The sequence below is a fragment of the Paenibacillus sp. EB106-06-01-XG199 genome (assembly GCF_058791575.1).
Map to the genome: position 1 here is coordinate 39,437 of NZ_JBYTDQ010000004.1, position 14,683 is coordinate 54,119.

Here is a 14,683-nt window from a genome sequence, read left to right on the forward strand (position 1 = left end):
AAATATGTTCCGAAAGCAAGCTTGTGCATTCTTCCCTATGACTGTATATACTAAACTGTCCGTAGATGCCATTGACTATTAATTTCTTTAATTAACGACATATCGCATTTGGGTGTTCGATCATATGCCAATAGACCGTTAATTTCCTGCTCAACATCTGTTAATTGCGTATAACAATAACCATAAATAATCTTAGAAGCGTATACAGCCTTCATAATTCTTTCATATTCTAGAACAAGATCCTCTGAAGATTGTGCACTGGTATATCCCCAACCATCGTCAGCGCCAGCCTTATAGCTTATACCACCAAATTCAGTTAACAAGATTGGCTCTCCCCGATGTTGGTAACCATCTGCATATACATTGCGAGCTGATGGCTTTGAAGCAAGCATCGTTTCCTTCGTGGAAAGAATTCGCTTAAATTCTTCATACTTTTCGGGCTCATCTGCTCTGCCATGCTGATAATTGTGTAGCGCACAAATGTCAGTTAGTGTCATTTCCCATCCATCATTCGATATCACTAATCGGGTATCATCCAATGAATGAATAAGACTATACATGGCTAAGCTGTGATACTGCTGCTTCTTATTCGATTTCACCATCGGAATTCCCCAGCTTTCGTTTAGCGGAACCCATGCAACAATAGATGGATGATTGAAATCACGGTCAATAATTTCAATCCATTCTTTGGTTAACCGGGCTACAGCATCACTATTAAAAGAGGCGTTGGCAGCACATTCTCCCCATACAAGGAACCCTATTCGATCTGCCCAGTATAAAAATCGCGGGTCCTCTACCTTTTGATGCTTACGGCAACCGTTAAACCCTAATTCTTTAGCTAATTCAATATCTTTCCTCAGGTGTTCATCCGTTGGCGCAGTAAGTAATCCTTCCTGCCAATACCCTTGGTCCAATACAAGCTTTTGATAATAAGGTTTGTTATTCAGATAGACCATACCATTCTCTGTATGAACTTTCCGCATGCCGAAATACGATTGTATACAATCCACCTCAACCCCATGATCGTAAAGCTTCATTTCAACATCAAACAAATTAGGAGTTTCCGGAGTCCATGTCCAGCCGGCATGATGAAAGTTTGTTCGAAATATATTCAAACCAAATAGATCTACCATTCTACTTGTTATTGGTTGCAACAATCGTACTTGATCCTGAATAACAGGTACTCCTCGAAAAGAAATACGAATATCCAAATCTAATTCTTCTGATCCATATCCCTCAGATTTAACTTCTATTCCAATGCTCCCTTGATCTAAATCGGGCTCAAACTTCACCTGATGAATATAAACAGGGTTTACCGCCTCTAGCCACACTGTCTGCCAAATCCCTGTCGTGCGGGTATACCAGATGCTATCTGGCTTCTCTAACCAGAACTGTTTTCCCCGAGGTATAGTTTCATCCTTTGAAAGATCCTCAACCTGAACAGTCACCTGTTCCTCCTGTCCGGTTAATGCATGCGTAATATCAAAAGAAAATGGAGTGTGTCCTCCCTCGTGCATGCCGATATAATGACCATTCACATAAACCCAAGCTCTATAATCTACCGCACCAAAATGTAATACAACACGCTTCTTATACCAACCTGGATCAAGTGTAAAATTACGCTTATACCAGACATAGTCATGAAAAGAGGTATCGTGTATTCCACTTGCAGGGGTTTGAAAAGCAAATGGAACTTGAATGGTCTGACTAAAATTTTCACTTGGATCAAACCATCGCTGTGCAGCTCCAACATTCCTGTCATCAAATTCAAATTGCCATGCTCCATTTAAGTTAAGCCATGCGTCTCTAACTAACTGTGGACGCGGATATTCCATCCTATGTGACATCTATCTTCATCTCCTATCCTATTCATTCATATCTTGCTGCATTGGTCAGTTCTTTATCTGTTATCATCCTTTAATTCCGCCTGCTGTAGAACCGCCAATAAAGTGCTTTTGAGCAGAGAAATATACAATAATCGAAGGTATTAAACCTATAATTGACATAGCAATATTTTTATTCCAGCTAAAATCAACAGATGTCGTATCCATCGCCATTCGAAGCGCAATTGAAACAGGATACTTCTCGACTGAAGAAATATAAATTAAAGGACCCTGAAACTCAGTAAATGTCCACATGAACTGGAATAAAGCTACTGTAATAAGGGTAGGTTTAAGAATAGGGAGCAATACTTTAATTAAAATATTAAAAGAGTTACACCCATCTATTGTTGCTGCCTCGTCCAGCTCCCCGGGAATCGTTCTTAAAAATTGAACCAACATATATACAAAAAATGTATCACAAGCAAATGCAGAATTGGCAATTAGAGGGATATAAGTGTCCAAAAGATCTACATTCTTCCAAAAAATATACATCGGTACTCTAGTAACGATTCCTGGAAGAAAAAGAGTAGCGATCATAACCGGGAATAGCACTTTTTTCATAGGAAAGTTAAATCTTGCAAATCCATATGCAGTCAGAATACAAGAAATCAAAGTTAATAACACTTTTGGAATTACAATCAAAAAAGAGTTTAAAAAGTAGGTTCCAAATGTATACTGGCTAGAAGTCTTCCATCCTTCGATATAAGGTGTGAAATCAAAAGACTTAGGCATAAACCATATTGATTTAAAAATCTCTGTATTACTCTTAAAAGATGCCCCAAATAACCAGAGAATCGGATAAAGCATAATTAAAGTCCCTATTATCAAAAAGAAATATTGGAAATATAAAGCGATTTTTCTTTTATGGTACTCACTTCTGTTATTTTTGTTTCTCATTGCTTGCTCCATGTTATTTCCCTCCGTCAGCATAAAACACCCATTTACTTGACGTTTTGAACAGGATGGCCGTGAATATCATAATCATAATAAATAACACCCAGGACAAAGCACCAGAATATCCCATTTCAAAGTTTTTAAATGCACTATCGTATATATACATTGGTAATAGGTAGGTGCTCTTCATTGGACCTCCACCCGTAACTAAGAATGGCCCCTCAAATTCTTGGAAGGCTTGCACAAGCTGCAAGATTAAATTAAAGAATATAATTGGGGTTAGTTGGGGTATTGTCACTGAAAAAAACTGTCTAAACTTTGAAGCTCCATCAATGGATGCTGCTTCATATAATTCTTGCGGGATTTCCGACAACGCATTCAAAAAAATTACCATTGCAGAACCAAACTGCCAAATACGTAATAAAACAATAGTAAACATTGCTCCACTTGCGCTAGAGAACCACCCGATGCTTTCCAGACCGATCATATTTAACGCCATATTGATTAACCCATCACTTTTAAATAAGAACTGCCATAATACTGCAATAGCTACATTGGCACCTAAAATAGATGGAATATAATAGGCGGTTCTAAAAAATCCGATTCCCTTTAATTTAGCATTCATAATATAGGCAATAAGCAGTGCAAATGTTAATTTAAGAGGCACGGTAAAGAATACAAATTTGATCGTGGCTTTCACCGATATCCAGAAGGTGGAGTCACTTGTAAACATCCGTGAATAATTATCCAGTCCAATAAAAGCAGGCTCATCCAGCAGGGAGTAGTCTGTAAAGCTGTAATACAATGACATGATAAATGGGTAGATTACAAAGAAACAAATCCCTATTAACCATGGTGTTAAATAGAATAAGCCTGTATACCTATTTTTATTCATGGCTATTCGCATTCCTCTCGTGACATTTAACGCCCAAAACTGGAATAAACTTATGCATATAATTTTGGGCGGTAAATGATTGTTGTTCATTTATGTTTACTTTTTAAAGCTTTGTTCTTGTTCCTTGTAAGCCGCATACAGTTCCTTTGCAGCTTCTTTCGTATCGACCTCACCATAATCCAGCTTAGTGATTACATCCAGTGACACATCATTCAACTTTGCTGTATCCCATTTGAACATAGTAGAAAGCTTGCTATCATTTTTTTCATCGCCTAATTTTGTGATTTCAGCTGTTAGCGGAGTAATCAGATTGTTTTTTTCAAGCACCTCTTTTCCCGCTTTGCTGTCGGGAACACCATTTTCAAGCATTTGAATTTTATTTGCTTCTTCACTATTCATTAAAAAGTTAATTAGCTTCGCAGCACTTTCTTTGTGTTTTGTTTTTTCAGGAATGGAATATACCATGGCAGGCTTCGTCCAGACACCAGTAGATTTTTCATCCTTCATTGAAAGAAAGCCAGCTACCTCTAAATCAAAGCCTTGTTCTTTTAGTTGATTTTGAATGGTATTCGTATTCGATGTAAACTCAAATAAGCTAACCCACTTCCCTTCCATGATTTCTGTTGCTGTCGCACCTTCTATTGACCCTGAGTTATCCACTTCTTTTTTGGATGGCATAATTCTTTTCTCTACCAATTCGCGATAGAAAGATAGCATGTTCTCAAAATCAGATTCTTTATAATTTAAATTTCCATTATCATCAGAAAGCGGAAGTCCAGTTTGCTGTGCGAAAATTGAGAAAAATACGATCGGGGACGCATATTTTGACCCTACCAAATTCGCCATCGGATAATGATCCTCTGGCAACTTATCTCTCATTGCAAAAAGATCATCCCAAGATTGGGGTGCTTCAATTCCATATTTATCAGTTACCGTTTTGTTATATAGTAATGGTCTATAGACAGTTGAAAGGGGAAGACCTAACAGTTTACCGTCCTTTTCTAAGGGCGCAAGCACATTTTGTGAAAAATTAGAAAGACCCAGTTCTTCACCCAACTCTTTCAAATCTGATAATTGATTTTCATATTGATCAACCCACATGGAATCTAAACGAATAACATCAGGAGCAGTCCCTCCAGACAATTGGGTAGTCATTTTTTCTTGATAACCAGCATATCCGGCGAATTCTGCCTTAACTTTAATATTAGGATTTTCTTCTTCAAATTTACTTATAGCTTCTTGCACGGCTTTATTGCGCGAATCCCCTCCCCACCAACTGATGCGAAGTTCTTCTTTTCCGCCATTTTCTTTTCCACCATTACTAGCTGAATCACTGGTTTTCCCACACCCTGAAAGAAGTGAAACCACTAATAGTCCCGCAACAATAATAGTTAACTTTTTCGTGTGTTTCATAGTAAACCCTCCTCAAATTAACTTATTTTTCTTTGTTCACTTGTCCAAGCAAGCAAATACTATCATGATGAAAACGCTCTTTCAAGCTTGTATCAACGTTATTCCTGATTTTCAACTTTGTGGTATACAAAAAAAAATCACCGCTTAACTAGATCTTTTATTGTAAACAAAAAAGTTAACAATATGTTAAACACTTGATTTTTCTAGAACTTCACACCTAGCTCTATCAACTTTCGCAGCTTAAATCCTCAAGTAACTGGTAAGCTGATACGGAAAGTATTGGCGGGGTACGAGATGTGAGTTATAATGTTCAACAGCCGCTAGAAGCTAGATTTATGAGGTAGTAAATCCGAGTGAGGAGGTACATATGTTCTTAGAACTCGATGAGAATGGTATTTCTGTTTTGAAAGCACTGGCATCTGACACAAGAGCTTCAATTCTCAAATTATTGTTACATACGCCTCTTAATGTCAGTGAGCTCGCCAAAAAACTAAAATTAAGCAAAGCTATCGTTTCACGCCATATCCGGTTACTAGAGGACGCCAAGATAATCAAGCTCCAGGAAAACTTAGAGGTTACCGATAGCAGAAAGAAGAATTTTATTCTTGCTGTTGATCATATTGCCATCAACTTACCAAAAAAACTTCATCTTCCTTTTAATGTAATTACTAATGAAATAAAGCTTGGATACTATTCTAATTTTTCAGTCACCCCTACATGTGGATTAGCTAGCCAAACTAAAGTAATCGGAAAGTTAGATGATCAACGGGCATTCGTATCCAATGACCGGATCGATGCTTCATTACTTTGGTTTGCGGAGGGCTTCGTTGAATATATTATTCCGAATGATTTTAACAAAAATTTCACTGCAGAATTATTAGAGTTATCCTTAGAACTTTCTTCAGAGTTTCCTGAATCCAACAATAATTGGCCAAGTGATATCGCTTTTTATATAAACGATGTTTTTTTAGGCACCTGGACTGCTCCAGGAAATTTTTCAGATGTGCGCGGAAAATTAACACCAACCTGGTGGGATAACAAACTAAGCCAGTACGGCCTTTTAAAACATTTAAGAGTCACCAAGAAAGATACTGGAATAGACGGTCAAAAAATATCATCGGTTACACTTGCCAATTTAAAGATCGAAGATTCCCCCTTCATCAAGTTGAAGATAAGTATTGATGATAATTCTAAAAACAAAGGTGGACTTACTATTTTCGGGGAGCACTTTGGAAATTATTCGCAGAATATTCTACTTAAAATATTCTACACCGAAGCAGAATAATGAATATTACATTGTGAGTGAGACAAATTAGCAATTAACATACTTGCCCATAATCCTTGTTACGTCTTCCTGCTGGACGGGAATTATCTCTTACCCGCATGAAGGAATATAAAGTAGACCCCATGAACGTCTTCAGGCGTTCTAAGTCTGTATCGGCCGATGAGCCCAAATACAAAGCTGATGGAGTTTCTGACTTCCCTGGTTTTGAGTTTAACGGATACTACTGGGTGTTAATCGGTAATGTGATCATTATATATAGGATTGATGAAGATCTTCGTGAAGTGTATGTTGATGCTTGTTACTTTGCTAATACTGGAATGTCTCATTATGTGTTTTGGGGAACCGATCCAGATGAAGAATAGCTTAACAATAAACTGACTGTTTATTGTTAAGCTATTTTTTTACCCTTCGATTACATACTCCAATTTACATGAAGTCTATTTATCCAACTCCCGATTCCCACCATCATACTCCCTCCCCTCCTCCCATATACATTAAGAAGAACAGAACCGATCTAACGGAACCTCTGCGGTCTAGCCGGAATAGGTTGCAGCAAACACAGCAAGCTGGAAGGAGCGATGGATTCATGCCCGGGGATGAGATTAAAGCGCTGGAGCGGGCGATTGCCGAGATCACGGAGATTGCGACCGGATTTGGGCTGGATTTTTACCCGATGCGTTATGAAATATGTCCTGCCGATATTATTTACACGTTCGGGGCCTATGGAATGCCTACCCGATTTGGACACTGGAGCTTCGGAAAAACGTTTCACAAAATGAAATCGCAATACGATTTTGGACTTAGCAAAATCTATGAGCTCGTCATTAACTCCAACCCCTGTTATGCCTTCCTGCTGGACGGAAACTCGCTGATCCAGAACAAGCTGATCGTCGCGCATGTGCTGGCGCATTGCGATTTTTTCAAGAACAACATGCGCTTCTCTATGTCCAACCGGGATATGGTCGAGAGCATGTCAGCCACTGCCGACCGGATTGCCGGCTATTCGGTGACCTACGGAACGGATACTGTAGAGAGCTTCATTGACTCCGTACTGGCCATACAGGAGCATATTGACCCCAGCCTGATCCAGCCGCGCAAGCTGGGCAAAACCCATCTGCTGGAAGCCAAGATGAAGGAACGTAAGGATGCCCCAGCCGGCGGTACCGCTACACCAAGTCCTTATAGCGAGCTATGGAATCTGGATCCGGCTTCAGCAGAGCCACAGGCAGCGGAAACCGCAGGAAAACGGGCCTTCCCGCCTGAGCCGGAGAAGGATATCGTCTGGTTCATCCAGCAGTATTCGACCGTGCTGGAGGACTGGCAGCGCGACATTATGACGATGCTGCGTGACGAAATGCTCTATTTCTGGCCGCAGATGGAGACCAAGATCATGAACGAAGGCTGGGCCTCCTATTGGCATCAGCGGATCATGCGCGAGCTGGACCTGACTCCGGAGGAGACCATTGAATACTCGAAGCTCAATTCCTCGGTCGTGCAGCCTTCGCGCCAGAGCCTGAACCCTTACTATCTGGGGCTGAAAATCTTTGAAGACATCGAACGCCGCTGGGACCGCGACAAAATGTTTGAGGTACGTGAACTGGATTCGGACATTTCATTTATCCGCAGTTACCTCTCCAAAGAGCTGGTCAATGACCTCGACCTCTATGTCTTTGAGAAAAAAGGACCGGAATGGAAAATTACCGACAAGGCCTGGGAAAATGTACGCGACCAGCTTGTGCTTGCCCGGGTCAACGGCGGCTCTCCCTACCTTGTTGTTCAGGACGCAGATTACGAGCGCAATGGCGAACTGCTGATCGCCCACCGCTACGAGAGTATTGAGCTGGACCTGAAATACCTGGAACGCACGCTCCCGCACATCTATGCCCTCTGGGGCCGGACCGTGCACCTCCAAACCGTGGTGGAAGACAAAAAAGCCCTTTTTACCTATGATGGTAAAAAGGTGCAACGGAAGTTTGTATAGTAGATTGGTGTTACCCTGCTTGTATGGTCGCCTGCACATAGCTGCAGGCGATCTAAAAAAGGAATGGCCCGCGAGCACATACTTAGTGCGAGCGGGCTTTCTTAAGGTCGCTACCCACAGCGACCTTAAGAATAGGAATAATAACCAGGCAAAGGCTGTGGAGGTGAGCGTAACGGAGAGAATTTTGGAACTGCAGGAGCAATAGCGTCCGCCTTTAAGGTTGGATTTTCACCGCTGCACAGCGGCTCAAATCAAGAAATCCAACCTTAACAGCGGCCGGAAGTCCAAACATTCGCGCAGTGAAGCCCATTCACCAAGCAGCCTTTGCCTGCCAACGTATTACTTTTTTATAGTCGCGCCCTCACCGGAACATAAATCTCCATCACCGTATCCACCCTGGAATGGCAGCGTTCGTCGTAGAACTCGTAATCTAGCTTGCCTTCGTCATAGACATACCCGCTGTCCTTGAACCATTCCTCAAAGATATATTTCCAGGTACTCTTGATCACCTGAGCAAAATCCTTCTGCTCCTTATCCCCCGATGTATCCACGGGCGGTGTGGTGAATACCGCATAGGCTGCCTCAGGCACTTCAACTGTCAGCATCTCATCGGTCACCTTGCTAAAATCGTCAACGATCACGCCAAGCAGGTAAGTGGCGTTTCCGCTCTCAGCAGCTGGAACACATAATCCGACTTCTCCGTGCCTTGGGGGTGCGAGAATTTCATACATTTTGGATTCCAGATTCTCTCCTTCATAATGGCTCCAGAAAGAAGCGATGCCCTTGGTATAATTGCCTTCGGCCACATTGGTTTCAATACCGTAACCAGCGACCTTAAAGGCAGGTTTATGCATAATAACAGGATTCATTAAATAACCTCCGATTTTGACAACAGAACCGCCCTGAAGATAACCGTCCATACGCGACGCATACTGTGATGGGCTATAGCCATAGGCCTTACGAAACGCCTTGGTAAAACCGCTTGGCGTCTCAAAGCCATACTCCAGCGCAATATCAATAATTCTCCGCCCGCTGAACAATTCGACCGCTGCCAGTGACAGCTTCCGGCTCCGTACATATTCCATTACAGACATCTCCTTGCACAGGCTGAATACCCGGCTAAAATGATATAGCGAATATCCGGCCTCGGCGGCAATCTTCTCAGCAGTCAGGTTGTCTTTAATATTTTCCTCAATATAATCGATACATCTCTCAATATCCTTGCTGTAATTCAATGAATCACCCAGCCTTTCCCCGTACGGTGATTTCATTATAACAAGCAGTTTGCAAGCGGGCTGTTCCTCGTTTGCTAAAGAATACTGCTCGGCAGCACACGTTAAAAAAACAACAGGCAAGCCCCGTATACCGTAGGCTCGCCTGTTGTATATATGATGCTTGATGCTTGTAAGCATATTGTGTTGCCGTGCAGGAGATCTGCTTAAGGAATCGTAATGTTCAGAGTGTCCACTGGATCTACGACTCCGGCTGATGCTTTGAACTTCAGATTGAGCGTATAATCCTTGAAGTTATTCATGTCATTGACCCTATCGAGCTGGTAGTTTCCGTCAGGCAAGAGTACGGTGAATTTCCCGTCTTTTATTTGTCCTGAATACGAGTTGTTGTTGTCAGTGTCATGCAAGTATAGAACAACGCCAGTCATAGGTTTACCGCCTTTGGTAACTGTACCGGAATACTCCACAGGCACGGTAATCACAAGTGGATTGGGCACTGACTGTCCAGCTGCAACACTAAAGGAATAGTAGATTTTAATGTCCTTCTGATTGGCTTCGTCAGTAAATTTATCCACTGTGTAGTCAGCCTCCGGGAGATACAAGGAGAACTGTCCGTCTTTGATTATAGCAGAGTATGGCTTAGAATCGCTGCTCCCCCCACTGTGGAGAAAGATTGTTCCATTAGCAATTGGTGTTCCATCTGCATTAATGATTGAGCCCGAAACTTTTGGAGGAAGCTTCAGAATATACGGCTGCGGGTAAAGATGTCCATCTGTTACAGTGATGCCAGTATATAATGGAATATTCTTGCTGGTATCATTAACGGTTACGCTATATATCTTATACTTTCCATCGGGAAGATAAAGACTGAATACGCCATTTTGTGAAGAAGTACCGTAGCTCGTATATGTCCCTCCATCAGTGCTAATATTTAAGTAGCTCATACCAAGTGCTGCACCATCAGCATAGGTTACCTTAATCTCGCTCTTGAAAGGGATGGTAATATCCAGGATTTTCATTTGCTTATCAACAATTTCGAACGAGTAGGCCGGAATAGCTGAATCGTTGTAACTGTACACATCATATTTACCCGGCGCCAAGGTAAGCGTAAATTGTCCTTTAGCCACAGTAGCTCTGGCTCCTGCCGTCTGACCTCTGACTAACAATATGCCATCGGGAACCGCAGACCCGTCCGGATATTTAAGTGTACCTGTTACATTATAATTGGGGAGTTTAATATCCAGCAGAGCTGGGACCGGTTTCCCTCCGGCTACCGTAAAGTTGTAGGTGAGATACATGTTCCCCTCTGAGCCTATGACGTTGTATCTGTGCACTTTATACTTGCCGTCAGGCAGATAAGAGCTAAACTTCCCGTCCTTCACTTGAATCGTTACATAGGCTTGGGTGGTCTCTTCCGTAATGGACAGAAATCCATCCTTTATTGTTGAACTATCCTCAAATTGCAACGTCCCCGTTACGTTCTTGAGCTGCACAACTACAGACAATGGTGCAGGCACGCTTTTCTTATTCACTACTTTGAACTTATAGGAGATCAGTAACGATTCCTTGTTGTCTTTACTATAATGACTGATGATCTCATAATCTCCATCCTCAAGATAGAGCCTGAAAGATCCTTTTTCCACTTGGGCATCGATAGAAATAGGATTTGAAATATTTCGCTTAGTAATGTGCAGCGTACCATCCTCAATATCTCTGCCATCCGAATACTTTACAGTCCCTGCGACATTTTCCGAAGGAACGACAATGTATAGAGTGCTTGGAACAGTACGTCCTTCCGTTACTGTGAATGAATAGCTGAGTGGGGTCCTCTTGTTTTGTGCGTCGTAGAACATTTCTGCCTGATAAGTACCGTCCGGCAGAAAGAGCGCGAACCTGCTGTCTTTGATATCCGCATTATACTGGACTTTGGGACTGGTCGTACTGTACACATACAGTTTCCCTGAATCAATCGGATGGTTGTCTCCATCTACAATGGTTCCCGTAAGCTTCTTGGGAACGACAATCTTGATTGGATTAGGAGTAGATTGACCGCCCGCAATGGTCAAGCTGTAGTCCAGTGATATTCTCTCAGAATTATCTGCATTATGGAATTCACTCAACTGGTACGTGCCGTCAGGCAGGTAGACCTTAAATTGCCCATCAATCACCTGGGAAGAGTAGCTAGGATTCCTGTCACCTGTTGCAGTGTTCAGCACGAACACGGAACCATCGCCTAGAGGACTTCCATCTGAATAACTTAACGTTCCCTTGAACAGCTTCGGCAGCGTAATTTCAAGCGGACTCGGATTAGTCTGGCCGCCGGTCACACTGAACGTCTGGTTGACGCCCATCATCATCGTATTATCCGAAGAAAACAGATTATTGATACGATAATCCCCATCCGGTAAGTAGAGAGTGAATTGTCCTTCCTTTATTCCGGCAAAATAGCTTGAATTGTTGCCGGAATCCGTCCGGCTCACATTCATCGTTCCGGAAGCAACCGGTGTTCCGTCGAAATTTTTGAACTTTCCCGTAACAGCTGCAGGTATTATAAAGCTTAGGGGACTCGGTGTGGAGTGTCCTCCTGTAATGGTGAACGTATAGTTCAATGCAATATTTTCTTGGATATCAGAACTATATAAACTATGGACCTGATAATTGCCGTCAGGCAAATACAGACTGAAGGCTCCGTTCCGGAGATCAACACTGTAATTTAAAGAAGGATTGGTATTGGAACTGCTGATACTCAGGCTTCCATTGCTGATGGTGCTGCCATCTGAAAATTGAATGGTTCCTGTCGATTTAGGAGACAACTTGAGTTCCAGCATCCCTGAATCCAGCTTCCCATCTGCAACCTTAAATGGATGGAACAAAGCGATAGTTTCTTGATTCTCCTGGATATAAAGCTTGTTTAAATAGTACTGACCGTCCGGCAGCTCTATACTAAACCGTCCGTCCTCCAGCTCCACCTTATAAGAAGTTCCGACTCTATTCTCCATCCTGTAAAAATACAGCTTTCCATCCCCAACCATTGATCCGTCTGCATACGTAAAACTTCCCTTAACATTGCCGCCCGATACTGGCGGTGTTCCAGTTGGCTCCGGCGTTGCTGTCGCCACTGGTGTTGCTGTCGCCGCTGGCGTTGCTGTCGCCACTGGCGTTGCTGTCGCTACTGGCGCTGCTGTCGCCACTGGCGTTGCTGTCGCCACTGGCGTTGCTGTCGCCACTGGCGTTGCTGTTGCGGCTGGTGTTGCTGTCGCGGCTGGCGTTGCTGTTGCGGCTGGTGTGGCTGTCGCGGCTGGCGTTGCTGTTGCGGCTGGTGTGGCTGTCGCGGCTGGTGTGGCTGTCGCGGCTGGTGTCGGGGTTGCCGTTGTCGACGGTGCCGGATTAGCGTTTCCTGCCGCTGTCGGTGATGGCGTCACAGCCGACTTGTCAACACCGCCAATCTTGACCTTAACATCGGAGCCGCTGTCTTTACCAGCTTCCAGCTTGACTGGCGAAGTTTCCATCGTAATGCCTACGGCATTGATGACCGCAGTGTCAATTTTGCCTTTGCCTGTAACATCCAGGCCAGTATTGATATTCATCGTTGTGATGCTGGCTTCATTCTTCAGTTTATTGCCTGTGGCTTCTTTAGCCACGTTTAGACTCTGAATCGTTCCTTCAGGAATATCTACAGCAATATTATGTGCTTGAATGTTGACTTCCTTAAAGCTGCCTTTCAAGCTTATCTTGGCATTTCCCGGCAGCTCTTTCGATAAGGTTACTGCACCTACAGCTGCCCCCGTGATCGATTCAATCGCCGCTTCCGATTGAACCTGCAGATTGGCAACCGTCGTCGTTCCTTCTGCCACAATTCTTACACTGCCATTCTTTTTGTCGATGATGACCGTGCCAAGAGTGCTCTTGTTAAAATGAATGCTGTGAGCACCACCGCCGGAGACAGTAGTCGTCCCCTTGACGATCACATTCTCAAGGACCGCTTCGCCTTCTGCTATACCTTCTCCCAAGAGTAAATTACCATTGATCGTCGTATTCCGGAGTTTAATATCCGGCGAGTTGATGATAACATTCTGAAGGGTGGCGGCATTCCCTGCTTCAGGGCCATAGGTCCCTGGTGTACTGTATGTTACGCTAACTACTGAATTATGTATGTCCAGAGCTCTATCCAAAATAACTACAGCCTCGGCGCGGGTCGCCGCATCACCCGGATGAAAGCTGTTGTCTGCAAAGCCTTGCATAATCCCCTTCTCCTGCACTGCACGGATGGCGTCTTTGCACCATGCCGGACTATCTGCTGTATCGCTGAAGTTGGCATCTGCTGATGCAGCCAATCCGAGCAGTTTGCTGACAATGACCGCTAATTCCTGTCGGGTAACCTTGTTGCCCGGTCCAAAAGAGCCGTTGCCATATCCGCTAATGTATCCAGCAGCATTTGCTTTTAACACCTCCGGATACACCCAGTTTGAAGCTGCCACATCCTTGAAATCCACGGACTTGGTCTCCACAAATCCAAAGGATTTGTTAACTAATGAAACCAGTTCGGCTCTGGTGATGGGATTGGCCGGTTTAAAGCGGCCATCCGGATAGCCGGAGATGAACCCTTTTTCCATCCACTTGCTAATTAGCGGTTCGGCCCAATTTCCGGAAATATCCGAAGCCGTCCTGGCGAATACGGAGGCGTACGGAGATATCGTGAAACAAATCACGAGTAATAAGGCAAAACCTCTCTTCAAAATCTTCCTCTTCGACAACATTCTTCCCCCCAATGATAATAAAAGATCAATCCGCTATTAAATTACATCATCTCCTAAATTTCGACTATAAGAAAAAATTGATATTCCTATGAAAATGTCGGCTTTTGTATGTATTTTTGGTGTCTTTCGGATAGATTTGCAGCATCACAAGAACTATATGGTCCGCGAATCTGGGTATATGAGCCCAAAGTACATAAATATTGTGCTGTACGGTCCGTTGCCCCCTTGGCAAGTTCAGCATGTATCGTGCGCCAGTTGTCTGCTTCAGCGTTTTGAATGGACGTTCAGCAGTACATTTCACTTAAAAAAACACCACAAAAAGGACCGCCTTATGGCAGTCCGC

General features: G+C 43.2%; 9 protein-coding genes. 3 read left to right on the forward strand and 6 right to left on the reverse strand.

Going from position 1 to position 14,683, the window contains the following annotated elements; genetic code table 11:
- Nucleotides 1–50: 50 nt before the first annotated feature.
- From AC3WT9_RS15475 to AC3WT9_RS15490, 4 genes are all read right to left on the reverse strand, one after another.
- On the reverse strand, nucleotides 51–1,847 hold the full coding sequence (locus AC3WT9_RS15475; protein WP_341377843.1) for a glycoside hydrolase family 2 protein: 1,797 nt from the start codon (nucleotides 1,845–1,847) through the stop codon (nucleotides 51–53).
- Nucleotides 1,848–1,910: 63 nt separating this feature from the next.
- Nucleotides 1,911–2,792 (reverse strand): carbohydrate ABC transporter permease, encoded by an 882-nt coding sequence (locus AC3WT9_RS15480; protein WP_341091283.1) that lies wholly within the window; start codon nucleotides 2,790–2,792, stop codon nucleotides 1,911–1,913.
- Between the two features lies 1 nt (nucleotide 2,793).
- Nucleotides 2,794–3,672: a carbohydrate ABC transporter permease gene (locus tag AC3WT9_RS15485; protein WP_492407721.1), complete on the reverse strand. Its 879-nt coding sequence runs from the start codon at nucleotides 3,670–3,672 to the stop codon at nucleotides 2,794–2,796.
- A 96-nt stretch (nucleotides 3,673–3,768) separates the two neighbouring features.
- Nucleotides 3,769–5,085: an ABC transporter substrate-binding protein gene (locus AC3WT9_RS15490; RefSeq protein ID WP_341091280.1), complete on the reverse strand. Its 1,317-nt coding sequence runs from the start codon at nucleotides 5,083–5,085 to the stop codon at nucleotides 3,769–3,771.
- A 367-nt stretch (nucleotides 5,086–5,452) separates the two neighbouring features.
- On the opposite strand from AC3WT9_RS15490, the gene AC3WT9_RS15495 reads away from it, so the two are divergent.
- From AC3WT9_RS15495 to AC3WT9_RS15505, 3 genes are all read left to right on the forward strand, one after another.
- Nucleotides 5,453–6,370: an ArsR/SmtB family transcription factor gene (locus tag AC3WT9_RS15495; protein WP_076113071.1), complete on the forward strand. Its 918-nt coding sequence runs from the start codon at nucleotides 5,453–5,455 to the stop codon at nucleotides 6,368–6,370.
- Nucleotides 6,371–6,468: 98 nt separating this feature from the next.
- Nucleotides 6,469–6,732 carry a hypothetical protein gene (locus AC3WT9_RS15500; RefSeq protein ID WP_341091279.1) on the forward strand — a complete coding sequence of 88 codons (264 nt, stop codon included), beginning with the start codon at nucleotides 6,469–6,471 and terminating at the stop codon, nucleotides 6,730–6,732.
- Nucleotides 6,733–6,956: 224 nt separating this feature from the next.
- Nucleotides 6,957–8,351, forward strand: a complete 1,395-nt coding sequence (locus tag AC3WT9_RS15505) for a SpoVR family protein (RefSeq protein ID WP_341091277.1) — start codon at nucleotides 6,957–6,959, stop codon at nucleotides 8,349–8,351.
- A gap of 347 nt (nucleotides 8,352–8,698) precedes the next feature.
- On the opposite strand, the gene AC3WT9_RS15510 is transcribed toward AC3WT9_RS15505, so the two are convergent.
- Together AC3WT9_RS15510 and AC3WT9_RS15515 are read right to left on the reverse strand one after the other, a co-directional pair.
- A complete protein-coding gene (locus AC3WT9_RS15510; RefSeq protein WP_492407722.1) occupies nucleotides 8,699–9,586 on the reverse strand; it encodes an AraC family transcriptional regulator in 888 nt (295 codons plus the stop codon).
- A 203-nt stretch (nucleotides 9,587–9,789) separates the two neighbouring features.
- Nucleotides 9,790–14,319, reverse strand: coding sequence for an S-layer homology domain-containing protein (locus AC3WT9_RS15515; RefSeq protein ID WP_492407723.1), 4,530 nt, complete (start codon nucleotides 14,317–14,319; stop codon nucleotides 9,790–9,792).
- Nucleotides 14,320–14,683: the final 364 nt, after the last annotated feature.

What these genes read in the sequence shown, in the direction of transcription:
- AC3WT9_RS15495 (WP_076113071.1), top strand. Translation starts at nt 5,453, where the DNA reads ATGTTCTTAGAACTCGATGAGAATGGTATTTCTGTTTTGAAAGCACTG.
- AC3WT9_RS15505 (WP_341091277.1), top strand. Translation starts at nt 6,957, where the DNA reads ATGCCCGGGGATGAGATTAAAGCGCTGGAGCGGGCGATTGCCGAGATC.
- AC3WT9_RS15485 (WP_492407721.1), bottom strand. Translation starts at nt 3,672, where the DNA reads ATGAATAAAAATAGGTATACAGGCTTATTCTATTTAACACCATGGTTA.
- AC3WT9_RS15475 (WP_341377843.1), bottom strand. Translation starts at nt 1,847, where the DNA reads ATGTCACATAGGATGGAATATCCGCGTCCACAGTTAGTTAGAGACGCA.
- AC3WT9_RS15480 (WP_341091283.1), bottom strand. Translation starts at nt 2,792, where the DNA reads ATGGAGCAAGCAATGAGAAACAAAAATAACAGAAGTGAGTACCATAAA.
- AC3WT9_RS15490 (WP_341091280.1), bottom strand. Translation starts at nt 5,085, where the DNA reads ATGAAACACACGAAAAAGTTAACTATTATTGTTGCGGGACTATTAGTG.
- AC3WT9_RS15500 (WP_341091279.1), top strand. Translation starts at nt 6,469, where the DNA reads ATGAAGGAATATAAAGTAGACCCCATGAACGTCTTCAGGCGTTCTAAG.